The sequence below is a fragment of the Streptomyces sp. BHT-5-2 genome (genome assembly GCF_019774615.1).
In the GTDB taxonomy this organism is placed as follows: Bacteria; Actinomycetota; Actinomycetes; order Streptomycetales; family Streptomycetaceae; genus Streptomyces.
The window spans coordinates 3,055,770-3,078,247 of sequence record NZ_CP081496.1; the positions used below are offsets into that span (position 1 = coordinate 3,055,770).

19 protein-coding genes and 5 tRNA genes are annotated in these 22,478 nt (G+C 71.6%); 14 read left to right on the forward strand and 10 right to left on the reverse strand.

The annotated features are described in order from the left end of the window. Nucleotides 1–235 precede the first annotated feature (235 nt). From K2224_RS13570 to K2224_RS13580, 3 genes are all read left to right on the forward strand, one after another. Complete coding sequence (locus K2224_RS13570; protein WP_221906814.1) at nt 236–2,641, forward strand: polysaccharide lyase 8 family protein; 2,406 nt, start codon at nt 236–238, stop codon at nt 2,639–2,641. Between the two features lie 214 nt (nt 2,642–2,855). After that, nucleotides 2,856–4,439 carry an acyl-CoA carboxylase subunit beta gene (locus K2224_RS13575; RefSeq protein ID WP_221906815.1) on the forward strand — a complete coding sequence of 528 codons (1,584 nt, stop codon included), beginning with the start codon at nt 2,856–2,858 and terminating at the stop codon, nt 4,437–4,439. Nucleotides 4,440–4,493: 54 nt separating this feature from the next. Next, nucleotides 4,494–4,706 (forward strand): acyl-CoA carboxylase epsilon subunit, encoded by a 213-nt coding sequence (locus K2224_RS13580; protein ID WP_221906816.1) that lies wholly within the window; start codon nt 4,494–4,496, stop codon nt 4,704–4,706. A 73-nt stretch (nt 4,707–4,779) separates the two neighbouring features. Here K2224_RS13580 and K2224_RS13585 read toward each other — a convergent pair whose 3' ends face one another. Continuing rightward, the gene (locus K2224_RS13585) at nt 4,780–5,115 is read right to left on the reverse strand and encodes a hypothetical protein (RefSeq protein ID WP_221906817.1); all 336 of its coding nucleotides are present in this window, start codon (nt 5,113–5,115) and stop codon (nt 4,780–4,782) included. A gap of 162 nt (nt 5,116–5,277) precedes the next feature. Here K2224_RS13585 and K2224_RS13590 point away from each other — a divergent pair, with 162 nt between their 5' ends. Together K2224_RS13590 and K2224_RS13595 are read left to right on the forward strand one after the other, a co-directional pair. Beyond that, nucleotides 5,278–6,129, forward strand: a complete 852-nt coding sequence (locus K2224_RS13590; RefSeq protein ID WP_221906818.1) for a helix-turn-helix transcriptional regulator — start codon at nt 5,278–5,280, stop codon at nt 6,127–6,129. A gap of 10 nt (nt 6,130–6,139) precedes the next feature. Beyond that, nucleotides 6,140–6,340, forward strand: a complete 201-nt coding sequence (locus K2224_RS13595) for a DUF397 domain-containing protein (RefSeq protein WP_221906819.1) — start codon at nt 6,140–6,142, stop codon at nt 6,338–6,340. A 104-nt stretch (nt 6,341–6,444) separates the two neighbouring features. On the opposite strand, the gene K2224_RS13600 is transcribed toward K2224_RS13595, so the two are convergent. The 8 genes from K2224_RS13600 to K2224_RS13635 form a co-directional block, all read right to left on the reverse strand. Next, nucleotides 6,445–7,023, reverse strand: coding sequence for an ATP/GTP-binding protein (locus K2224_RS13600; protein WP_073447656.1), 579 nt, complete (start codon nt 7,021–7,023; stop codon nt 6,445–6,447). Then, complete coding sequence (locus K2224_RS13605; protein ID WP_221906820.1) at nt 7,004–7,630, reverse strand: DUF742 domain-containing protein; 627 nt, start codon at nt 7,628–7,630, stop codon at nt 7,004–7,006. The genes K2224_RS13600 and K2224_RS13605 overlap by 20 nt, the downstream gene beginning before the upstream one ends. Nucleotides 7,631–7,714: 84 nt before the next feature. Further along, nucleotides 7,715–8,128 carry a roadblock/LC7 domain-containing protein gene (locus K2224_RS13610; protein ID WP_221909678.1) on the reverse strand — a complete coding sequence of 138 codons (414 nt, stop codon included), beginning with the start codon at nt 8,126–8,128 and terminating at the stop codon, nt 7,715–7,717. A 10-nt stretch (nt 8,129–8,138) separates the two neighbouring features. Further along, complete coding sequence (locus K2224_RS13615; protein WP_398195219.1) at nt 8,139–11,285, reverse strand: nitrate- and nitrite sensing domain-containing protein; 3,147 nt, start codon at nt 11,283–11,285, stop codon at nt 8,139–8,141. 402 nt (nt 11,286–11,687) lie between these two features. After that, a complete protein-coding gene (locus K2224_RS13620) occupies nt 11,688–12,275 on the reverse strand; it encodes an ATP/GTP-binding protein (RefSeq protein ID WP_221906822.1) in 588 nt (195 codons plus the stop codon). Further along, nucleotides 12,256–12,666, reverse strand: coding sequence for a DUF742 domain-containing protein (locus tag K2224_RS13625; RefSeq protein ID WP_221906823.1), 411 nt, complete (start codon nt 12,664–12,666; stop codon nt 12,256–12,258). Before K2224_RS13625 ends, K2224_RS13620 begins: the two co-directional genes overlap by 20 nt. A 110-nt stretch (nt 12,667–12,776) precedes the next feature. After that, on the reverse strand, nt 12,777–13,190 hold the full coding sequence (locus K2224_RS13630) for a roadblock/LC7 domain-containing protein (RefSeq protein ID WP_221909680.1): 414 nt from the start codon (nt 13,188–13,190) through the stop codon (nt 12,777–12,779). Between the two features lie 9 nt (nt 13,191–13,199). Further along, nucleotides 13,200–16,880, reverse strand: coding sequence for a nitrate- and nitrite sensing domain-containing protein (locus K2224_RS13635; RefSeq protein ID WP_221906824.1), 3,681 nt, complete (start codon nt 16,878–16,880; stop codon nt 13,200–13,202). Between the two features lie 597 nt (nt 16,881–17,477). Here K2224_RS13635 and K2224_RS13640 point away from each other — a divergent pair. The 9 genes from K2224_RS13640 (at nt 17,478) to K2224_RS13680 (ending at nt 21,410) form a co-directional block, all read left to right on the forward strand. Then, nucleotides 17,478–17,663 (forward strand): hypothetical protein, encoded by a 186-nt coding sequence (locus tag K2224_RS13640; protein ID WP_221906825.1) that lies wholly within the window; start codon nt 17,478–17,480, stop codon nt 17,661–17,663. A gap of 81 nt (nt 17,664–17,744) precedes the next feature. Next, nucleotides 17,745–18,506, forward strand: a complete 762-nt coding sequence (locus tag K2224_RS13645; protein ID WP_221906826.1) for a fumarylacetoacetate hydrolase family protein — start codon at nt 17,745–17,747, stop codon at nt 18,504–18,506. Beyond that, nucleotides 18,499–19,989, forward strand: coding sequence for a glutamate--tRNA ligase (gltX, locus tag K2224_RS13650; protein ID WP_221906827.1), 1,491 nt, complete (start codon nt 18,499–18,501; stop codon nt 19,987–19,989). The genes K2224_RS13645 and gltX overlap by 8 nt, the downstream gene beginning before the upstream one ends. A 123-nt stretch (nt 19,990–20,112) precedes the next feature. Next, entirely contained in the window at nt 20,113–20,838 is a 726-nt protein-coding gene (locus K2224_RS13655; RefSeq protein WP_221906828.1) for an HAD family hydrolase, read from the forward strand. A gap of 90 nt (nt 20,839–20,928) precedes the next feature. Further along, nucleotides 20,929–21,000 (forward strand) — tRNA-Gln (locus tag K2224_RS13660). A gap of 21 nt (nt 21,001–21,021) precedes the next feature. Then, nucleotides 21,022–21,094 (forward strand) — tRNA-Glu (locus tag K2224_RS13665). A gap of 61 nt (nt 21,095–21,155) precedes the next feature. Beyond that, nucleotides 21,156–21,228: transfer RNA gene (locus K2224_RS13670), tRNA-Glu, on the forward strand. A gap of 16 nt (nt 21,229–21,244) precedes the next feature. Beyond that, nucleotides 21,245–21,316 (forward strand) — tRNA-Gln (locus K2224_RS13675). A gap of 21 nt (nt 21,317–21,337) precedes the next feature. Beyond that, nucleotides 21,338–21,410 (forward strand) — tRNA-Glu (locus tag K2224_RS13680). 267 nt (nt 21,411–21,677) lie between these two features. Here the strand turns inward: K2224_RS13680 and ndgR are convergent. After that, nucleotides 21,678–22,397 (reverse strand): IclR family transcriptional regulator NdgR, encoded by a 720-nt coding sequence (gene ndgR, locus K2224_RS13685; RefSeq protein WP_018541140.1) that lies wholly within the window; start codon nt 22,395–22,397, stop codon nt 21,678–21,680. Between the last annotated feature and the right edge of the window lie 81 nt (nt 22,398–22,478).

Consider the following 22,478-nt stretch of genomic DNA (forward strand, 5'->3'; position numbering starts at 1 on the left):
GCGGCGCATTGACTGCGTCGCCGCTGCGCGGGGCTGTCGGGTGCGGTGGGGGAAGGCCGGCGGGGGCGGACGCGGGTGGTCGACTGCGGGCGGTTGAGGGTCTACGTTCACCCCCACCGGCCCCGGAGGACCGGCACCGCACCCGAAAGCCCCGCGCAGCGGACCCGATGCGCCGAAGGCGCAGCAAAGGGAACCCCTACGGCGGGGGAGCCGACAACGTGGGGAGGGCCAACGCATGTGGTCACGGCGGGAGTTCCTCGCGGCGGGCGCCGCCATCGGTGCGGGGCGGGCCGCCCCGGCGTCGGCCGTAGCCGGGGAACCCCCGGATCCTTTCCGGACCCTCCGGGCCCGCTGGTGTGAGCTGACGCTCGGCACCGGGTACGACCCGGCCGCGGCGCCGTACGCCGCCGTCCTCCGCGAGACGGGGGAACTCGCCGGCCGCCACGCGGCCGGTATGCGCCCGGAGCCCCACTCGCTGTGGGCGGACTGTCCGTACGACCCGCCCACCGGCATCACCCGCAGCTACAGCCGCCTGGCCACCATGGCGCTGGCCTGGGCCCAGCCCGGCACCGGCCGCACCGGCGAGGGGGACCTCGCCACCGCCGTCACCACCGGCCTCGACCACCTCGACCGCACCGTCTACCACCCCGCCACCACCCCCTACGGCAACTGGTGGGAATGGCAGATCGGCAGCCCCAGACTCCTCCTCGACACCCTCGCCGTCCTCGACGAGCACCTCCCCGGCGGCACCGGCGACGACCTCCGCACCCGCTGCCTGGCCGCCGTCGACCACTTCGTCCCCGACCGGGCGCTCGGCTCCTACACCGGCACCAGCACCGGCGCCAACCGCGTCGACCTCTGCCGGGTCGTCGCCGTCCGCGGCGTCCTCGGCCGCGCCCCCGGCAAGCTCGCCCTGGCCCGCGACGCCCTCTCCCCGGTCTTCCCCTACGTCACCCACGGCGACGGCCTCTACGCCGACGGCTCGTTCGTCCAGCACACCTGGGTCGCCTACTCCGGCACCTACGGCGCGGTCCTCCTCGACGGCCTGGGCCGCCTGTTCACCCTGCTGCGCGGCTCCGCCTGGGAGATCACCGACCCCGGTCGGCAGATCGTCTTCGACAGCGTCGAGCACGCCTACGCCCCGCTGCTCCACGACGGCCTGATGATGGACAGCGTCAACGGCCGTGCCGTCAGCCGCGGTTACCTCCGCGCCGACGAACGCCACCTGCTGCACAGCGACCACCGCCACGGCCACGCCGTGATCGCCGCGCTCGCCCTGCTCGCCGAGGGCGCGAGCCCCGTCGAACGCGACCGCTGGCACGCCCTGATCAAGGGCTGGATCGCCCGCGACCGCACCCTGCCGGTGCTCACCGACCGCCAGTTCGCCGTCGCCGACCTCGCCCGCCTGGCCGCCGTCGACCGCGGCCCCGCACCCGCCGCCCCCGAACCCCTCGGCCACCGGCTCTTCCCCGCCATGGACCGCGCCGTGCACCGCCGCCCCGGCTGGACCGCCGGCCTCGCCATGGCCTCCGAGCGCATCACCCACTACGAGAACGGCAACGGCGAGAACCGCCACGGCTGGCACACCGGCTCCGGAATGCTCTACTGGTGGCCCGCGGGCCGGGCCGGCGACCAGTACACCGATGCCTTCTGGCCCACCGTCGACCCCTACCGGCTCCCCGGCACGACCGTCTCCACCAAGCGCCTCGCCGACAACGAGGGCGGCGGCTGGGGCGAGCCCAGACCCGACGTCCGCTGGGTCGGCGGCACCACCGACGGCAGCTACGCCGCCCTCGGCCAGCACCTGCGCGGCCTGGCCTCCACCCTCACCGCCCGCAAGTCCTGGTTCGCCCTCGCCGACTGCGTGGTCTGCCTCGGCGCCGGCATCACCTCCCGCGACGGCGTCCCCGCCGAGACCGTCGTCGACAACCGCAACCTGGGGGAGCGGGGCACCGCCGCCCTCACCGTCGACGGCACCCGCAGGCCCGCCGCCCCCGGCCGCACCACCGTCCTCGGGCGCGCCCGCTGGGCGCACCTCGACGGCCACGGCGGCTGGGTCTTCCCCGATCCCCCCGGCGGACCCGCCCTGCACGTCCTGCGCGAGGACCGCACCGGCCGCTGGTCCGACATCAACACCACGTCCACCCGCGACCCGTACACCCGCCGCTACCTCACCCTGTGGTACGACCACGGCACCGACCCCACCGACGCCGGCTACGCCTACCTGCTGATGCCGGGCGCCACCCGGCGCGCGCTGGCCGCCCGCGCCGCCGACCGGCACTGGCTGACCGTCCTCGCCAACGACGCCGACCGCCAGGCGATCGCCGTGGACCCGCTCGGCGTAACCGCCGCCAACTTCTGGCGGGCCGGCACCGCGGGCCCGCTCGCCGCCGACGGCCCCGCCAGCGTGCTGGTCCGCGAACGGCCCGCGCCCGGCCGCCGGGGCCGCACCGCGACGCTGTGCGCCGCGGCCCCCGCCCGCACCGGTGAGACCCTGGAGATCACCTGGTCACGGCCGGTCCGCGCGGTCCTGGGACACGACCCGGCGGTGGCGGTGCTGACCGCCGGCGCCGTGCTCCGGTTGCGGCTGGCCCCAGGCACGGCCTGTGCCACCCACCGCTGCACGGTGCTGCTGCGCTGATCACCGGCACTACGGCCGGCCTCCGACCAGCACAACGTCACCCGGCCGGCGTTTGTCGGCACCGTACAGACGCTGGACACCGCGTCCACCCCGTCACAGCCCGGCAGTCGGGCCTCGTGCAGCGTGGTTCTGTACCGCCTGCCCACGAAATCGCGCCCGACGTTGTACGAAACCGACATCGGTGTGTGGGCCCTCGCCCACGTACCGTCGATACATGACCACTGTCGAAGATGTGCCCGCCGGTGCCAACGACGCCCGCGGGCGCGTCGCCGAACTGCACGCGATCCGTGAGCAGGTGCGGCGAGGCCCCAGCGAGCGAGCCACTGAAGCGCAGCGTGCCAAGGGCAAGCTGACGGCGCGCGAGCGGATCGACCTGCTGCTGGACGAGGGTTCCTTCAACGAGGTCGAGCCGCTGCGTCGGCACCGGGCCACCGGTTTCGGGCTGGAGGCCAGGAAGCCGTACACGGACGGCGTGATCACGGGCTGGGGGACGGTCCACGGCCGGACCGTCTTCGTCTACGCGCATGACTTCCGGATCTTCGGCGGTGCGCTGGGCGAGGCCCACGCGACCAAGATCCACAAGATCATGGACATGGCCATCCAGGCCGGTGCCCCGCTGATCTCCCTCAACGACGGTGCCGGTGCCCGTATCCAGGAGGGCGTCTCCGCGCTCGCCGGCTACGGTGGCATCTTCCAGCGCAACACCAGGGCCTCCGGTGTCATCCCGCAGATAAGCGTGATGCTCGGCCCGTGTGCCGGTGGTGCGGCCTACTCGCCGGCGCTGACGGACTTCGTCTTCATGGTCCGTGAGACCTCGCAGATGTTCATCACCGGGCCCGACGTGGTCCGTGCGGTGACCGGTGAGGAGATCACCCAGAACGGCCTGGGTGGTGCCGATGTGCACGCCGAGACCTCCGGGGTGGCGCATTTCGCCTACGACGACGAGGTCACCTGCCTCGAAGAGGTCCGCTACCTGCTCTCCCTCCTCCCGGCCAACAACCGGGAGAACCCGCCGGTGGTGGCCTGCGAGGACCCCGCCGACCGCTCCGGCGACGCGCTGCTGGACCTGGTCCCGGCCGACGGCAACCGCCCCTATGACATGCGCAAGGTCATCGAGGAGATCGTCGACGACGGCGAGTACCTGGAGATCCACGAGCGTTGGGCGACCAACATCATCTGTGCGCTGAGCCGCTTCGACGGCCGGGTGGTGGGCATCATCGCCAACCAGCCGCAGTCGCTGGCCGGTGTCCTGGACATCGAGGCGTCGGAGAAGGCCGCCCGCTTCGTCCAGATGTGCGACGCCTTCAACATCCCGATCGTCACCCTCCTCGACGTCCCCGGCTTCCTGCCCGGCGTCGACCAGGAGCACGGCGGCATCATCCGGCACGGCGCCAAGCTGCTCTACGCGTACTGCAACGCCACCGTCCCGCGGATCTCGATCGTGCTGCGCAAGGCCTACGGCGGCGCTTACATCGTCATGGACTCGCAGTCCATCGGCGCCGACCTCACCTACGCCTGGCCCACCAACGAGATCGCGGTGATGGGCGCGGAGGGCGCCGCCAACGTCATCTTCCGCAAGCAGATCGCCGAGGCCGACGACTCCGACGCCATGCGCACCCGCATGGTCAAGGAGTACAAGTCCGAGCTGATGCACCCCTACTACGCGGCCGAGCGCGGCCTGGTCGACGACGTCATCGACCCCGCCGAGACCCGCCACACCCTCATCCGCGCCCTGGAGATGCTGCGCACCAAGCACGCGGACCTGCCGGCCCGCAAGCACGGCAACCCGCCGCAGTAGCCCACGCGCCGCCCACCGTCCTTCCTGATCCCACCACGGAGAATCGAGACCGCAGTGAACACTGCCCCCAGTGCCGTCACCGACGCTCCCATCCGCGTCGAGAAGGGCCAGGCCAGCGAGGAGGAGCTGGCCGCGCTGACCGCCGTCCTCCTGGCCCGCGCCGCGCACCGCCCGTCGGCCGTCCCCGGCCCGCGCACCTCGGCGGCCCGCTGGCGCCGCCTGGAGCGCCAGACCGGCTTCCACGGCGCCACCAGCTGGCAGCGCTGACCCGCTTTTGCGTTCCGGCGGCCCCCGCACCTCGGTGTGGGGGCCGCCGTCGTCTGTCCGTGCCGCTCACGTTTCAGGCGGAGAGCGTCGCCGCCCCCGGCCAGATCAGCCACGCCTGGGTATCCGCCGGCCTCCCGAACCAACGCACCGCGCTCTCCGCCGAGCCGAGGCTGTAATGCGCCCGTCCGCTCGCGCTGATCACCTGCGCCCGCCCGTCCTCGTACGCCAGCCCCCAGGCGGCGATATGCCCGTCGAACTCCCCGTCGCCGACGGGGTACTGCTGCGCGACGGCGAACAGCCGCGGCGCCAATTCGTTCGCCATGGCCGCGAGTTCGGGGTGCAGGGTGCCCACGGGGTGGGAGTTGCCCGTGTGCTCAGGGTCGTTGGCCTGTGACGCTACGGTGTTCATGGAGTCCTCCTGCTCAGGGAGTTGGGGGAGCCGATGGAGTGGCTCACGTCACACACGGTAGCCCAGCTGGATATATATTGCTCTAGTGGGAAAGCTAAGAATTTACAGTCCACCTGTGTGGGTGACGGCGGTCGTTCCTGACGGGTGAGGAGAGGGAAGCGGATGCCGTCGAGTAAGCCAATCACCCTGCGGCAGCAGCGACTTGCCCTTGAGCTGAGGAAACTGCGGGAACGAGCGGGTCTCTCGTCGAGCGAGGCGGCCAACCGCCTTGGCGTCAAGCCGGCGCAGATCAGCAACATCGAAGCGGCCCGGCACGCGGTGAGCGCCGATCGGGTGCGGGCCTTTGCGGCGGGCTATGGCTGCGCGGATCCGGACTACGTCGAGGGACTCGCCGGGATGACGGGAGGGCGGACGCGTGGCTGGTGGGAGGAGTATCGCGAGTTCCTGCCCGGTGGGCTGGTCGATGTCGCGGAGCTTGAGCACTCCGCGACGGCCTTGCGCGTAGCGGTCGTGATCCACATGCCTGGCCTGCTGCAGACGCCGGAGCATGCACGCGCGACCTTCCGCGCGAATGTTCCCCCTTTGCCGGCACACGAATTGGAGCACCGCACCTCCTTCCGCATCAGAAGGCAGGCGGTGCTGTTCGGTGATCGGCCCACTCCGTACACCGCGATCGTCCACGAGGCTGCCCTGCGGATGGGCTTCGGAGGCCCTGAGGCGTCCCGTGGGCAGCTCAACCACCTTGCCGAGATGAGCGAACACGATCACATCTCGGTCGTCGTCATCCCGTTCGGCGACGCTTCGGTTCCCGTGTCCGGTCAGCCATACGTCTACGTCTCCGGCCCAGTTCCTGCACTGGATACCGTCGAAGTCGATACCGAGTACGGCTGTGATTTCATGCATGCCGAGGATCAGTTGGAGAAGTACCGGACGGTGCTGGACTGCTTGGAATCCCGAGCCCTCACGCCGGCCAAGTCGCGTGATCTGATCCGCCGGATCGCAAAGACCGTCTGAGAGGAACGCCATGCCCATACACGAGTGGCAGAAGTCGTCGTTCAGCGGCGAGGGCGCACAGTGTCTCTACGTCGCCGCCCCCGACAGCGACACCATCAAGCTCCGCGAGAGCGACGACCCCGACGTCGTCCTCACCACCACCCCCGCCAACCTCAAGGCGTTCATCCTGGGCGTCAAGGCCGGGGAGTTCGACCACTTCGTGGACGGCTGAGAGCACCGGCCGCAGGCCGGTACGCGAAGGCCCCCGCACCTGGCAGGTGTGCGGGGGCCTTCGCGTACGGCTCGTCGGCAAGCGCGCGCCGTCGGGCGCCACCGCTACCGCAGGCGGGCCATCAGGGCGTGCTCCACGAGCGTGATGAGCGCGCTCTTGGCCTCGCTGCGGTGGCGGGCGTCGGTGGTGATGATCGGCGCGTCCGGGCCGATCTGGAGCGCTTCGCGGACCTCGTCGGGCGTGTACGGCTGGTGCCCGTCGAAGCCGTTGAGGGCGATGACGAAGGGCAGGCCGCTGTTCTCGAAGTAGTCGACCGCGGGGAAGCAGTCGGCGAGGCGGCGGGTGTCGACCAGGACGACGGCGCCGATCGCGCCGCGCACCAGGTCGTCCCACATGAACCAGAAGCGGTCCTGACCGGGCGTACCGAAGAGGTACAGGATCAGGTCCTGGTCCAGGGTGATCCGGCCGAAGTCCATGGCCACGGTCGTGGTGGTCTTGTCCGGCGCGTGCGTGAGGTCGTCGATGCCCGCCGACGCGGAGGTCATCACGGCTTCGGTACGCAGCGGATTGATCTCTGAGACGGCCCCGACGAACGTGGTCTTGCCCACGCCGAAGCCGCCCGCCACCACGATCTTCGCCGAGGTGGTGGAGCGGGCTGCACCGCTAGAGCTTGCGAAGTCCACTGAGCACCCTTTCGAGCAGTGTCACATCTGGCTGTCCACCGGCGGTCTCGTCCCCGCCGGGCTGATGGATGGCGACGAGTCCGGCCTCCGCCAGGTCGGCGACGAGGATCCGGGCGACGCCGAGGGGGATGGAGAGGAGGGCCGAGATCTCGGCCACTGATTTGATCTCGCGGCAGAGGTGGCAGATGCGCTGGTGCTCCGGCAGCTGGCCCTGCAGCTTCGCGGGATCGGCGGTCGTGCTGACCAGCGCCTCGATGGCGAGCTGGTAGCGCGGCCGGGTCCGGCCCCCGGTCATCGCGTACGGCCGCACGAGCGGGTTGTTCGCGCCCCCGGTGGGGGCGGAGGGCTCGGGCCTCGGCCGCGGCGGCTGCACCGGCTGGATGCGCGGCGCCTGCGGCTGGTCGTACGGCGACGGCTCGGACGGCCCGTAGGGCGGACCGTACGGGCCCTGCTGCTGAGCGGGATGCCGCGGCTGCTGCGGCGGCTGGAGCCGCTGCGGCCTGCGGCTCGGCGCAGACGGGAAGTTGAAGCGGTTGTGATGGGTCTCGCCCTGGGGGCCGGACTGCTGTCCGGATCCATACGGGTAGCCGCTCGGGGGCGTTGCCACGTCTCCTCCTTCAACTTGCCTGTCTGACGCCGGTCGCGCCACCGAACCCTATGGCGCGGTGGCGGGAAACGCACTGCCTGTCTGCTAGTTGAGAAGGCTGCCCTGCAGTTCCGCACGCAGATCGGGCGTGAGAACGGTGCCCGCACGGTCGACCAGCAGGGCCATCTCGTAGCCGACGAGGCCGATGTCGCACTCGGGGTGCGCCAGTACGGCCAGCGACGACCCGTCGGAGACGGACATGATGAAGAGGAAACCGCGCTCCATCTCCACCACGGTCTGGTTGACGTTGCCGCCCTCGAAGATGCGGGACGCGCCGGAGGTCAGCGACGTCAGGCCGGAGGCCACCGCCGCCAGCTGATCCGCTCTGTCACGGGGGAAGCCCTCGGACATCGCGAGGAGGAGACCGTCCGCGGAGACCACGACCGTGTGGGACACCCCGGGGGTGTTCTCCACGAAGTTGGTGATCAACCAGTTCAGATTCTGCGCCGCCTGGCTCATCGGGCTCACACTAACGCTCCTGATCGTAGGTGCTGCCGGGGCCGAAGCCCTGTTGGTCATTCTGGGGGACCCCCGAGGAGGGGTCCGTGCCGGTGCCGGCGCTGCGCCCCTGCTGGACACCGCGGCGCAGATTGCTCAGCCTGCCGCGGACGTCCTCCGGGGCGCGGGAGACCTGGGGGCCGCCCTGCGCGCTCTGCTCCGCGGTGCCCTCGACCAGGTTGGCCTTGGGCACCCGCCGGGGGAGGCCGGAAGACGTGACCCCGCCGGCCGACGGCTGGCGCAGTCGGCCCGCCCGCTGCCAGCGATCGTCGTTCTCGCTGCGCCAGGCGGGGCCGTCGCCCTGGCCGGGCTCCGCTGCGGGCTCCTGCTGACCGTGCGGCGAGCCGGCTCCGCGGCGCGGAAGGCCAGCTTCGGTCAGCGAGTGGATCACGCTCGCGGTCGGGCCGGGACGCTCGAATGTTACGCGCTCGGACGCATCAGCGGGAGCGGCAGGTGGATTCCGGTCAGATTCCGCTTCGGTTCCGAAGTGCCCGTCGTACGCAGGTGGTTCAGGCCAGCCGCCGGGCGCACCGGCGTCCTGCGGGGCGTAGAACTGCCCGGTGGTTTCCGCGGGCGCGGGCGCGCCGAACGCGTCGACCCCGGAGGAGCGGTCGTCGTAGAGGGGCGCGCCGGGCTCCGCATACGGCGCAACGGGCTCCGCATAGGGTGCGTGGTGATCCTCGTACGCCGCTCGGTGGTCCTCGTACGCCGCGCGGTGGTCGTGGCCGCCGGCGGACACCTCGTCGCGGAACAGCGGCCGCTCGTCCACCGGTTCGGGCGCGGGCCGGCCGGCGCCCGTCTGGGCCTCCAGGGCCGCCCGGCGCTCCTCGCGCAGCAGGGAGCGGCCCACCGGGTCCAGCCCGGCGCCGGGTCCGTCGTGCGCCTGGAATCCGTCGTCGAAGCCCAGCTCGGCCGCGGTGCGCTGGCCCGCCTCGTACGCCCCCTGCTGCTGGTGCTCGGGGACGATCCGGGAGACGGTGAAGGTGTCGTCGAACTGCTCGTCGCCGCCACCGCCGTGGGTGATCGCCTCCGGCAGCATGACCAGCGACGTGGTGCCGGCCTGCTCGCCCGAGGGGCGCAGCTGGACCCGGATGCCGTGCCGGTCGGCCAGCCGGCCGACCACGAACAGGCCCATCCGCTGGGAGATCGCGGCGTCCACGCTGGGCGGGTTGGCCAGCTTGTGGTTGATGTCCGAGAAGTCCTCGGCGGTCAGCCCGATGCCCTTGTCGTGGATCTCGATCATGATCCGGCCGTCCGGCAGCCGGGTCGCGGCCACCCTCACCTTGGTCTGCGGGGAGGAGAACGTGGTGGCGTTCTCCAGCAGCTCGGACAGCAGGTGGATGAGGTCGGTGACCGCGGTGCCGTGGATGTCGCTCTCCGGGACGCCGCTGAGCTCTATTCGCTCGTACGACTCGACCTCGGAGGTGGCGGCCCGCAGCACGTCGATCAGCGGCACCGGCTGGTTCCACCGGCGGCCCGGCTCCTCGCCGGCGAGGATCAGGAGGTTCTCGCCGTTGCGGCGCATGCGCGTGGCGAGGTGGTCGAGCCGGAAGAGGTTCTCCAGCTGGTCCGGGTCGGCCTCGTTGTTCTCCAGGTGGGTGATCAGCTCCAACTGGCGCTCGATCAGGCCCTGGTTGCGGCTGGAGAGGTTGGTGAAGATCGCGTTGACGTTGCCCCGCAGCAGCGCCTGCTCGGCGGCCAGCCGGACCGCCTCGCGGTGCACCTGGTCGAAGGCGCGGGCGACCTCGCCGATCTCGTCGGTGGTGGCGATCGGGATCGGCTCCACGCGGGTGTCGACCCGGCCGGGGTCGGTGCGGGAGAGCTGGTCGACCAGCAGCGGGAGACGCTGCTCGGCGACGCCGAAGGCCGCGTTGCGCAGCGCCCGCATGTTGCGGCTCATCCGGCGGGCCATCAGCCCGGCCACGACGAACGCGACGATCAGCGCGGCCAGCACGATGGCGGAGTCCTGGAAGGTGGACCACTTGGCGTCCGAGGAGATCTGCGCGGCCTCGTTCACGGCCTTGTCGGCCAGGTCCTTCTCGATGCCCCGGTACATGTCGAACTTGCCGGTGGACGCCTGGAAGTACGCGTCCGGCGTGACGCCCTTGAGGGCCAGCTCGTCCGGCGTCGCGCCGGAGGCGATCAGGGTGGTCATCTGGTCCAGCGACGGCGGCGCGCGGAAGGTCCGGCCGGCGGCCTCCGCCTGCGACTTCGCCCGGGCGACCTGCTGCTGCGCGGCCTGCTGGAGCCGGGCCGCGTCCGACTTCAGCCGCGCCTCGTCGTCGGGCGTGCCGCCGGAGGTGTACTCGCCGATGGCGATGCCCTCCAGGTAGCGGTACGAAGCGAACGCCGTCAGCTGCTGCTTGTGCTCCTTGCCGGCCTGCGGGGACGCCGGGTCGACCAGCAGGTGGGTGCCGATCGAGCGGGTCAGCGACGCGGCGGCCTTCGCCAGTGCGACGGCGTAGACGGTGCGCCCGTAGGAAGTGATGTTGCCGGTGCCGAGGCCGAGTTCGTTGGCGAACTCCATCAGCGGGTGCTGGATCTCGACGTAGCCCTCTTCGGTCTGCACGCCGTGCAGCTTGGCGGTGAAGGCGACCTTGCGCAGCTGCGCCAGCTTGGGCTCGGTCTTCTCGAACAGCGCGAGCCGGCGCTGCAGGCCCGGCTTGTCCGGCATGCTCTTGGCCGCCTCGTGGAACGCCTGGGCGGCCTGGTCGGTGGTGTCCCGGGCCTCCTGGACGACGGGGTCGTCGGTGCGGCCCTTCAGCAGCGGCGCGGCGGTGCGGTCCCGCTCGTCGATGAGGGCGTTGCTGTAGGAAAGCGCGGCGCGAACGAGTTTCGCGGTGTTCTCGGCGTCCTGGGCGTCCCGCCAGGTGCCGAGGGAGCCGTTGACGCGCAGCCCGCCGAAGACCAGGCCCACCAGGACCGGGATCAGCAGAATGGCGTTCAGGCGGGTGGCCACCCGCCAGTTGCGGGGGGAGTACTTGCCGCCACTGACCGGAGGCTTCGCGACCGGGGTCTCGGGGGCATCGGAAGCCGGTGCGCCACCCTCACGGGGTGGCGGCGTGAAGTTGCCCCGCCGCGGTTCCTGCGGCTCGGGGCTCGTCGTGCCTCGCCTCACTCGACCAACAACCTCTCGGCGACGGCACGGGTTGGCAGTGCCGTTTCTTCTGGGCGTTACTACTCCGGAGTTCAGCGAATTTCAGCACGTCAGGGCGGTGCGTTCCAAACACTGAAAACAGCCGGAGCGGCTCGTCAAAGGCGCCAGATAAAAGGGGCGTTAAGGGCGAGGCGCGGCAAAAGGCGGGAGAAATGTGAGCGCAGCGAAGCCGGGCATGCGCGCGCGGTGTCGATGGCGGGCCGATTCACTGTCGAAACGTTATGAAGCCCTGAACCGGCGTGTCGAAGGACACAGATCACCGGGTCGGGCGGCCGCAACCGCGTCAGGGCAGGGGTGAGGAACCCCCGGGAACAACTGCCGTACGGCCCACGCCCGATGGCGGGGCGGGCCGCCCGGCCGGCACTACTGGAGGCGGGCCATCAGCGCGTGCTCCACGAGCGTGATGAGCGTGCTCTTGGCCTCCGCGCGGTGCCGCGCGTCGGTGGTGACGATCGGCGTCCCCGGCCCGATCTGGAGGGCCTCGCGGACCTCGTCCGGGGTGTAGGGCTGATGTCCCTCGAAGCCGTTGAGGGCGATGACGAAGGGCAGGCCGCTGTTCTCGAAGTAGTCGACCGCCGGGAAGCAGTCGGCCAGCCGCCGGGTGTCGACCAGGACGACCGCGCCGATCGCGCCGCGCACCAGGTCGTCCCACATGAACCAGAAGCGGTCCTGGCCCGGCGTACCGAAGAGGTACAGGATCAGGTCCTCGTCCAGGGTGATCCGGCCGAAGTCCATCGCCACGGTCGTGGTCGTCTTGTCCTGGACGTGGCTGAGATCGTCGATGCCCGCCGACGCGGAGGTCATCACGGCCTCCGTGCGCAGCGGATTGATCTCCGAGACGGCCCCGACGAACGTGGTCTTGCCCACGCCGAAGCCGCCCGCCACCACGATCTTCGCCGAGGTCGTGGCGCGGGCCGGGCTCTGGCCGGGGTCAGAGCTTGCGAAGTCCACTGAGCACCCTCTCCAGCAGCGTCACGTCCGGCGTGCCGCCCGCCTCGCCGCTGCCGCCCGGCTGGTGGATCGCCACCATCCCGGCCTCCGCCAGGTCCGCCACCAGGATGCGTGCCACGCCGAGTGGGATGTGCAGCAGCGCGGAGACCTCCGCCACCGACTTCACCTCGCGGCACAGGTGGCAGATCCGCTGGTGCTCGGGCAGCAGCCCGGGCAGCTGGGAGGGGTCGGCGGTGGTGCTGACCAGTGCCTCGATGGCGAGCTGGTAGCGCGGCCGGGTCCGGCCTCCGGTCATGGCGTAGGGGCGCACCAGCGGCTGGTCACCTTCGCTCCCGTACGACGCCGGGCTGTAGGCGCCGTACGGGCCGGAATTGGCGGGTGGCGGGGTCATGGATCCTCCGGGCGGGACAACTGACGTGTCGTCGGGTTGGGCCGGTGGGGGGTACGGCGTGAATGGATGAGGGGTCACCGGCGCGGCGGCGCTGCGGACGCCGCCGGTACTCAGTTCAGCAGACTGCCCTGCAGTTCCGCACGCAGATCGGGCGTGAGGACGGTGCCCGCACGGTCGACCAGCAGGGCCATCTCGTAGCCGACGAGGCCGATGTCGCACTCGGGGTGCGCCAGTACGGCCAGCGACGACCCGTCGGAGACGGACATGATGAAGAGGAAACCGCGCTCCATCTCCACCACCGTCTGGTTGACGGTCCCGCCCTCGAAGATGCGCGAGGCGCCGGAGGTCAGCGACGTCAGACCGGAGGCCACCGCCGCCAACTGGTCGGCGCGGTCCCGGGGGAAGCCCTCGGACATGGCGAGGAGCAGACCGTCCGCGGAGACCACGACCGTGTGGGACACCCCGGGGGTGTTCTCCACGAAGTTGGTGATCAACCAGTTCAGATTCTGCGCCGCCTGGCTCATCGGACTCAACTAACGCTCCTGCTGGTGAGTGGGATCGACAATGCCGTGGGTGCCGGTGGACGACGTCCCGGCCTGCCGGCCCTGCTGGATGCCCCGGCGGAGATTGGTCAGCCGGCCGCGCACGTCGCTGGGCGCGCGGGAGACCTGCGGACCGTTCTGCGGGGCCTGCTGCTGCGCCGTGCCGGCGACGAGGTTGGCGCGCGGCACCCGACGGGGCAGCCCGGACGTGGTGACCCCGCCCGAGGCCGGCTGGCGGACCTGCTCCGCCTGCCGCCACGCCTCGTCGTTCGGCGAGGTGCGCCACTGCGCGGAGGCGTCGGCCGGGGCGCCGGTGCGGGCCCCGGCGGCCGGTATGCCGCCGGCGGGCGTCTCGCCCCGGCCGGCACCGGGCCGGGCCGCGCGCTCCTGGGCCGCGCGGTTCTCCGCCGCGCGGTCCTGGGCGGTGCGGTCCTGGGCGGTGCGGTTCTCGGCCGTGCGGTCCTGGGTGGTGCGGTCCTGGCCCTCCTGGCCGGCGCCGCGGCGCGGCAGCGGCGGCACACCGGCGGCCGCCGAGGCCGGGGTGTTGAACCAGTTGGACTCGATGGTGTCGAAGATCGGCGTGCGGTCGTCGACGGGGCCGGCGTCCGTGGTGCCCAGCGGATCGCCGAGCGGGTCCTGGCCCGCCGGGGCCCGTCCGGCGTCCGGCTGCCGGACCTGCCGGCCCGGCTCCGGCCGTTCGCCCTCGGGACGCGGGAACTGCCCGGTGGTCTCGAACTGGCCGGTCTCGAAGCGGCCGGGGGTCTCGAACTGCCCGGTGCTCTCCGACGGCGCGGCGTCGAACCGCCCGGCGTCGGGCTGCGGGAACCGGCCCGTGTCGAACTGCCCGGTGTCGTACTGCCTGTTGTCGGCTTCGGGGCGCGGGAACTGCCCGGTGTCGCCGTCCGGCCGCGGGAACTGCCCCGTGTCGCCGTCCGGCCGCGGGAAGCGCCCGCTGTCGCCGGGGCCGCCGGCCGCCCGGGCCGGCTCGCGGCCGGCGCCCGGGGCGTCGTCCGCGCCGGGCCGCGGGCCGCCGAAGTCGGGCCGGGGGAACGCCGCGGTGTCGCCGGGGCCGGCGGCCGGCGCGGGCCGGCCGAAGGGACCGGGGGTCTCCGGCTCCTCGTGGCCACGCGGCAGGTCCTGCGCCTCCCTGGGCGCCAGCGGCCAGTCGTCGTCGGTGCCGCGGTCCCGGCGCACGCCCAGCGGCGCCTCGCCCGGCTGCCCCGCGTCCGCGGAGCCACGTCCGGCCCCGCCGCCCGGCAGCTCGGCCGGTCCGGCGGCACGCGTCGGAAGCTGCGGCCGCTCCTCGCGACCGGGCAGGCCGGCGGGCGGCGCCACGGTCGGGGTGCGGCCGTCCTCGGCACCGCGGTCCGCATCCGCACCGCGCACCGGCAGCGCGGGCCGCCCGTCGGCGCCGCGGTCCGGCGCGGTACGGCCGCCGGGGGCCGGCGCGCCGAAGGCGTTCGGGGCACCGCCGGGGGCGCCGCCACGGCCGGGCAGCGCGGCCCGCCCGCCGGGGCCGGAACCGACCTGGCCGCGCGGCTGGAGCCCGGCCAGCCGGCTGGTGGGCGCGCCGCCCTCGGGCTTGCCGCCGCTCTTGGCGGTGCTCGGCGCCGGCTTCTTGCCGCCCTGGGCGACGTCGACCGGCAGCATGACGAGCGCGGTGGTGCCGCCGGAGTCGGACGGCCGCAGCTGGATGCGGATGCCGTGCCGCAGGGACAGCCGGCCGACCACGAACAGACCCATCCGCCGGGACACCGAGACGTCCACGGTCGGCGGGCTGGCCAGCCGCTCGTTGATCGCCGAGAGGTCCTCGGGGGAGAGGCCGATGCCGGTGTCGTGGATCTCGACCAGCACCCGGCCGTCGGGCAGCGCGTGACCGGTGACCTTGACCTTGGTCTGCGGCGAGGAGAACGAGGTGGCGTTCTCCAGCAGCTCGGCCAGCAGGTGCACGAGGTCGTTGACGACCCGGCCGGCGACCTCGGTCTGCGGAACGGCGTTCAGCTCGATCCGCTCGTACTGCTCCACCTCGGACGCGGCGGCGCGGAGCACGTCGACCAGCGGGACCGGACGGGTCCAGCGGCGGCCGGGCTCCTCACCGGCGAGAACGAGGAGGTTCTCGCCGTTGCGGCGCATACGGGTGGCGAGGTGGTCGAGCTTGAAGAGCGAGGAGAGCTGGTCCGGGTCGGCCTCACGGGACTCCAGTTCGGAGATCAGCGAGAGCTGACGCTGGATCAGGCCCTGGGAGCGGCGCGAGAGGTTGGTGAACATCGCGTTGACGTTGCCCCGCAGCAGCGCCTGCTCGGAGGCGAGGCGGACGGCCTCGCGGTGCACCTCGTCGAACGCCGCGGCCACCCGGCCGATCTCGTCCCGGCTGTGCACACCGACCGACTCGACGGAGGTGTCCACGTCCTGCGGGTCGGACTCGGACAGCTGCTTGACCAGCTCGGGCAGCCGGTCCTGGGAGACCCTCTGCGCGGTGTCCTGGAGCCGGCGCAGCGAGCGGACCATGGAGCGGGCCACGACGAACGCGCCGACCAGCGAGACGCCGAGGACCAGCAGGATCACCGCACCGTTGAGGATCGCGTCCTGGGTCGCGGCGTTGCGCAGCTCGCGGGACTTCTGCTCCATCTCGGAGAGCAGCGAGGTCTCGATCCGCGACATCTCGTCGATCTTGACGGTGTCGGAGTCGTACCAGTCGAGGTACTTGTACTCCTGGCTGCGGATGCCGGTCGGGCTGGCGAAGGCGCGGTGCGCGAACGCGTAGGCGGCCTTGATCTCGTCGTTGTTGCCGTCCAGGCCGCGGGTGAGCGTGCCGGCGTTGCCGTTGTAGATCTGCGAGAAGCGGTCCCGGGCCGCCTTCTCGTCGTCCTCGGCGGTGCGGCCGGCCTGCCGGTCGTTGGCCGAGAGCTCCGGGCCGCCCGGGTGCGCCAGGCCGGCGCTGACCAGGGCGCGCTGCATCGACGCGTACTCCTTGGCCGACGAGAACGCGGCCAGCGCACGGGTGCTGCGGATCATCTCGGGGTTGCTGGTGGCCTGCGCCATGTCCTGCGAGAGGCCCAACAGGGAGGTGATCAGCTGGTTGTAGGCGGTGACGGTCCGCGTGACGTTCTCGTCGTCCTTGTAGGCGTTGGCGCGGATCTCGTTGAGGGTGTTGAGCTGGCGGCCGATCTCCAGCACGGTGGCGCGCACGCCGGCCATGGTGGCGTCGTCCGGCTTGATGTCGCCGGTGGCCTGGTTGAAGGAGACCTTGGCGCGGTCGGTGGCCTCGCGCGGGGCGACCACGCCCTGGTCGTCCTTGACGTTGCCGCTGCCGGCCAGCGGGCCGGCCGACTTGTCCCGCTCGACCTGGAGGGCGTCGGCCAGCTCGGTGGCCTGCCGGGTCATCTCGGTGAGCAGCTGCATTTTGTCGAGCTGGTCGATGTTCTCCAGCTCGGTGTTGACGCGCAGCGCGCCCAGGGTCGTCGCGGCGACGACGGGCAGCGCGAGCAGGGAGACCAGGCGGGTGCTGATGCGCCAGTTGCGCAGCGCCATTCGACTGCCGGGCCCGCTGGGGCTGTTCTTGGGCTTGCCTCCGTCCGCGGCGTCCTCGCCCGGAGTCCGCTCGCGGTCTGTGCCGCCGCGCAGCTCCGGGTCCGCCGCAGCGTTGCCATCCCTCTTGAAACGTCCCTGCACTAGCGTCGCAACCTCTGGACCAGGCGTCCCACCGCGTCAACGGCGGGACGGTGTCGAGTCGAAGGGGACCGCGAAGTCCCCCATGGCGGTCGTGAGTGACCGGCGGGCTGCCCCCTCTGGCCGAGAGAGCGGCACCACCGCGCGGCGCTCCTTCGCACCTGCGCGCCGGCGGAATCGTGCGGCGGTCCGTGGAATTCCAGCACAGTGCCGGATCTCCAACAAGAGCGGAGCCGGCCGCCGTGACGTGGATGACGCAATGTGCGGAAAGCGTTACGACCGGTAGAAGACCGGCCCCCTGATTTCGGACTTTTACCCGCGAGTCGTCCGCCCTCGCGCCCTGTCCCAGGTGCGGTGATCAGGAGCGGAACATGCGGTTCAATCCACCAATGTCCGTTTCGACCATGGATGTTGATCATGGGAAATGCGGCATATGTCACACCCCTCGTGAGGAAACTCACAGGAAGATCGCCGACTTTCCCGCCGATCCGCTGGGAATAGCGCGCTTAGCCTGACGCTTTACACAGTTGCGTAAAACGACAACCGCCGAAAACGCAACGTCCGGCAACTCTTTTCCGAGCAGACGCGAGGCATACCGCAGTGAAGACGACGATGATGTTCCGCAACATAGCCAACCCGCGGCGCACCACCCTGGCCCACCTCGAGGACGCCGGCGAGCTCGGCGCCCCGCAGGCCCCGGAGCACACCGTCGAACTGCCCCGCCGGACGGCCAATCCCCGCCGCACCGTCCTCATGGACCCCCCGGAGCAGAACGTCACCGCCTAAATGGGCGGCGATGCCCCGATGCCCCCGCGATAGCCTGGAGTGTCAACTCCGGCCAATGATCATGAGGGGCAGCGGCAACCCGTGCGCATCGCCAGATTCTCCATCGACGGCACCGTCGGCTTCGGCGTCCTCGAAGGAGACGAACTCGACGTCATCAAGGGGCATCCGTTCGCGGAGTTCGAGCGCTCGGGCCGCAAGGTCCCCCTCGACAAGGTGCGGCTGCTGCCGCCCGTGCTCCCCAACAAGGTCGTCGGCATCGGCCGCAACTACGCCGAGCACGCCGCCGAACTGGGCAACGAGGTCCCCGAGACGCCGGTCACCTTCTTCAAGCCCTCCACCTCGGTGATCGGCCACGGCGACCCCCTCGCCTACCCCGCCTTCTCCGAGGAAGTGCACCACGAGGCGGAACTGGCCGTGGTCATCGGCCGGATGTGCCGCGAGGTGCCCCGCGAGCGGGTCAAGGACGTCATCCTCGGCTACACCTGCGCCAACGACGTCACCGCGCGCGACGTCCAGCGCCGCGAGAAGCAGTGGGCCCGCGCCAAGGGCTTCGACGGCTCCTGCCCCCTGGGCCCCTGGATCGAGACGGACCTGGACCCGAGCGACCTCACCATCCAGTGCACCGTCAACGGCGAACAGCGCCAGCTCGGCCGTACCAGCGAGATGGTCCGCCCGATCGAGGACCTGATCGTCCACATCACCGAGGCGATGACGCTGCTCCCCGGCGACGTCGTCCTCACGGGCACCCCGGCCGGGGTCGGCCCGCTCCACGACGGCGACACGGTCTCCGTCACCATCGAAGGCATCGGCACTCTCACCAACAAGGTGATCAAGCGTGGCTAACGCGACCCCCGGAACCCCCGTCCGCGTACGTTTCTGTCCCTCCCCGACCGGCAACCCGCACGTCGGCCTGGTCCGTACCGCCCTGTTCAACTGGGCCTACGCCCGGCACACCGGCGGCCAGCTGGTCTTCCGCATCGAGGACACCGACGCGGCCCGCGACTCCGAGGAGTCCTACCAGCAGCTGCTGGACGCGTTCCACTGGCTCGGCTTCGACTGGGACGAGGGCCCCGAGGTCGGCGGCCCGCACGCCCCCTACCGCCAGTCCCAGCGGATGGACCTCTACAAGGACGTCGCCGAGAAGCTGCTCGCCGCCGGCCACGCCTACCCCTGCTACTGCACCACCGAGGAGCTCGACACCCGCCGCGAGGCCGCCCGCAAGGCCGGCCGGCCCTCCGGCTACGACGGCGCCTGCCGCGAGCTGACCGCCGAGCAGAAGGCCGCCTACGAGGCCGAGGGCCGCTCCTCGATCGTCCGCTTCCGGATGCCCGACGAGCCGATCACCTTCACCGACCTGGTCCGCGGCGAACTCACCTTCACCCCGGAGAACGTCCCCGACTACGGCATCGTCCGGGCCAACGGCGCACCGCTCTACACCCTGGTCAACCCGGTCGACGACGCCCTGATGGGCATCACCCACGTCCTGCGCGGCGAGGACCTGCTCTCCTCCACCCCCCGCCAGATCGCTCTCTACCGGGCCCTGATCGAGCTGGGCGTCGCCTCGGCCGTCCCCGAGTTCGGCCACCTGCCCTACGTCATGGGCGAGGGCAACAAGAAGCTCTCCAAGCGCGACCCGCAGGCCAACCTCAACCTCTACCGCGAGCGCGGCTTCCTCCCCGAGGGCCTGCTGAACTACCTCTCGCTGCTGGGCTGGTCGTTCTCCGCCGACCAGGACATCTTCACGATCCCCGAGATGATCGAGAAGTTCGACATCGCGGACGTCAACGCCAACCCGGCCCGCTTCGACCTCAAGAAGGCCGAGGCGATCAACGCCGAGCACATCCGCCGCCTGGACCCCAAGGACTTCGCCGCGGCCTGCGAGCCCTGGCTGAAGGCCCCGTTCGCCAACTGGGCGGCCGAGGACTTCGACCAGGCCGCGTGGGAGGCCATCGCCCCGCACGCCCAGACCCGCCTCACGGTCCTCTCCGAGATCACCGCCAACGTCGACTTCCTCTTCCGCGAGCAGCCGGTCGACGACGAGGCGTCCTGGACGAAGGCCATGAAGGGCGACCCGGTGGCCCTGCTCACCACCGCCCGCGCCAACCTCCACGCCGCGGACTGGACCTCCGGCCCCGAGCCCCTCAAGCAGGCCGTCCTCGCCGCCGGCGAGGAGCACGGCCTCAAGCTCGGCAGGGCCCAGGCCCCGGTCCGGGTCGCCGTCACCGGCCGCACCGTCGGCCTCCCCCTCTTCGAGTCCCTGGAGATCCTCGGCAAGGACCGCACCCTCGCCCGTATCGACGCGGCCCTGGCCCGGCTCACCGCCTGACCCGACCGCAACCCCACGGGACCCCGGGCCCGGAAGCCCCGCGCTTCCGGGCCCGCCCCTTTTCCCGGGCGGGTGCCTGTATTCCCCCGCGCGGCCCGGCCCACCGCCCGCTAGATTTCCGGTATGGCCCTCCGCGCCGTCCTCTGGGACATCGACGACACCCTCTTCGACTACACCGGGTCCGACCGCACGGGTGTGCTGCGGCACCTGCGGACCGAGGGCCTGCTGTCCGCGTACGGCGGCGAGGCGGCCGCGCTGGCCCGCTGGCGGGCCGCGATGGAGACCGAGTTCGCCCGCTTCCTCGCCGGCGAGCTGGGGTTCCTGGAACACCGCAGGGCCCGCGCCCGCACGTTCCTGGACACCCCGCTGAGCGACGCCGAGGCCGACGCCTGGTTCGGCCGCTACCTCGCCCACTACGAGGCGTCCTGGGAGCTCTTCCCCGACTCACTCCCCGCCCTGGAGGCGCTGGCCCCCCTGGTGCGCCAGGCGGTGCTCTCGAACTCCTCCACCGCCAACCAGGAGCGCAAGCTCTCCGCCCTCGGCATCCGGGAGCGCTTCGAGGCGGTGCTCTGCGCCGACGGTCTGGGCCACGCCAAGCCCGCCCCCGAGGCGTTCCGGGAAGCCTGCGCGACCCTCGGCCTGCCGCCGGCCGACGTGCTCTACGTCGGCGACCAGCTCGACGTCGACGGCCTGGGCGCCCGGGACGCCGGGCTGGCGGCCGTGTGGCTGGACCGCACGGGCACCGGCGAGCGGCCCCCGGCGGGGGTACACCGCATCGGCGGGCTGGCCGCGCTTCCCGAGCTGGTGCGCCGCGTTATCGGTTTTGGAGCACCCTCCACGATCAGGTAATGTTCTTCCTGCGCCGCCCGAGAGAGCCGAGAGGCCCGGACCGGGAAGCGCAGATCAAGGCAAGGCCCCCCACCGGGGGTTGCACTTTGATGGCCTATGGTGTAATTGGCAGCACGACTGATTCTGGTTCAGTTAGTCTTGGTTCGAGTCCAGGTAGGCCAGCTCGCAGAGCTCATCTGCAAGGCCCCCGTTGTGTAGCGGCCTAGCACGCCGCCCTCTCAAGGCGGTAGCGCCGGTTCGAATCCGGTCGGGGGTACAGATCCTTCCCGGGGAGGCAGTCGGGTCGCACCCACTGCCACTCACGCAGGATCGCTAGGGCCCCCGTTGTGTAGCGGCCTAGCACGCCGCCCTCTCAAGGCGGTAGCGCCGGTTCGAATCCGGTCGGGGGTACTGGTCTACACCACCATGGCCTATGGTGTAATTGGCAGCACGACTGATTCTGGTTCAGTTAGTCTTGGTTCGAGTCCAGGTAGGCCAGCTCGCAGAGCTCATCTGCAAGGCCCCCGTTGTGTAGCGGCCTAGCACGCCGCCCTCTCAAGGCGGTAGCGCCGGTTCGAATCCGGTCGGGGGTACGTCCAGGAAAGGCCCTCCGCGTGATGCGGGGGGCCTTTCCGCTGTTCCCGGAACCCGCCACCCCGGTCCGCACCGTAACTCCGCACGGCATCCAATGCCCTTGATGCGACAGGGGAGTTGGGTCGGCAGCCAGGACGGTGGCCCGCGCGGGACGGGGAGTTGGGCGTGCGGCGGACGAGGACGCCGGGAAGCGCGACGGCCGGCCGCCGCGGGGGAGCGGGGACCGGCCGTCGGGGCCCAGATCTGTCCGGTGCGACAGAAGCGCCCTAGCCGCCGTTGCGGCGCAGGCCCTCGGAGAGGCGGGCGGCGGCGTCGATGACCGCCTGGGCGTGCATCCGGCCCGGGTGGCGGGTCAGGCGCTCGATCGGGCCGGAGACCGATACGGCGGCCACCACGCGGTTGGAGGGGCCGCGGACGGGCGCGGAGACGGAGGCCACGCCGGGCTCCCGCTCGCCGATCGACTGGGCCCAGCCGCGGCGCCGTACGCCGGAGAGCGCGGTGGCGGTGAAGCGGGCGCCCTGGAGGCCGCGGTGCAGCCGCTCAGGCTCCTCCCAGGCCATCAGGATCTGGGCGGACGAGCCGGCCTTCATCGTCAGCGTGGAGCCCACCGGGACGGTGTCCCGCAGTCCGGACAGCCGTTCCGCCGCCGCCACGCAGATCCGCATGTCGCCCTGCCGGCGATAGAGCTGGGCGCTCTCGCCCGTCACGTCGCGCAGATGTGTGAGCACCGGCCCGGCCGTCGCCAGGAGGCGGTCCTCGCCGGCGGCCGCGGCCAGCTCGGAGAGCCGCGGGCCCAGGATGAACCGGCCCTGCATGTCCCTCGCCACCATCCGGTGGTGTTCCAGTGCCACGGCCAGCCGGTGGGCCGTGGGTCGTGCGAGCCCGGTCGCCGCGACCAGCCCGGCGAGGGTGGCCGGACCGGACTCCAGAGCGCTCAGAACCAGAGCTGCCTTGTCGAGAACGCCGACGCCGCTAGAGTTGTCCATGCAACGATACTCGCGTCTCACAGTGTGAAACGCAAGTTCAATTTTCCAGGGAAGTCGTCACTCTGTAGATGCGGCCCTCGA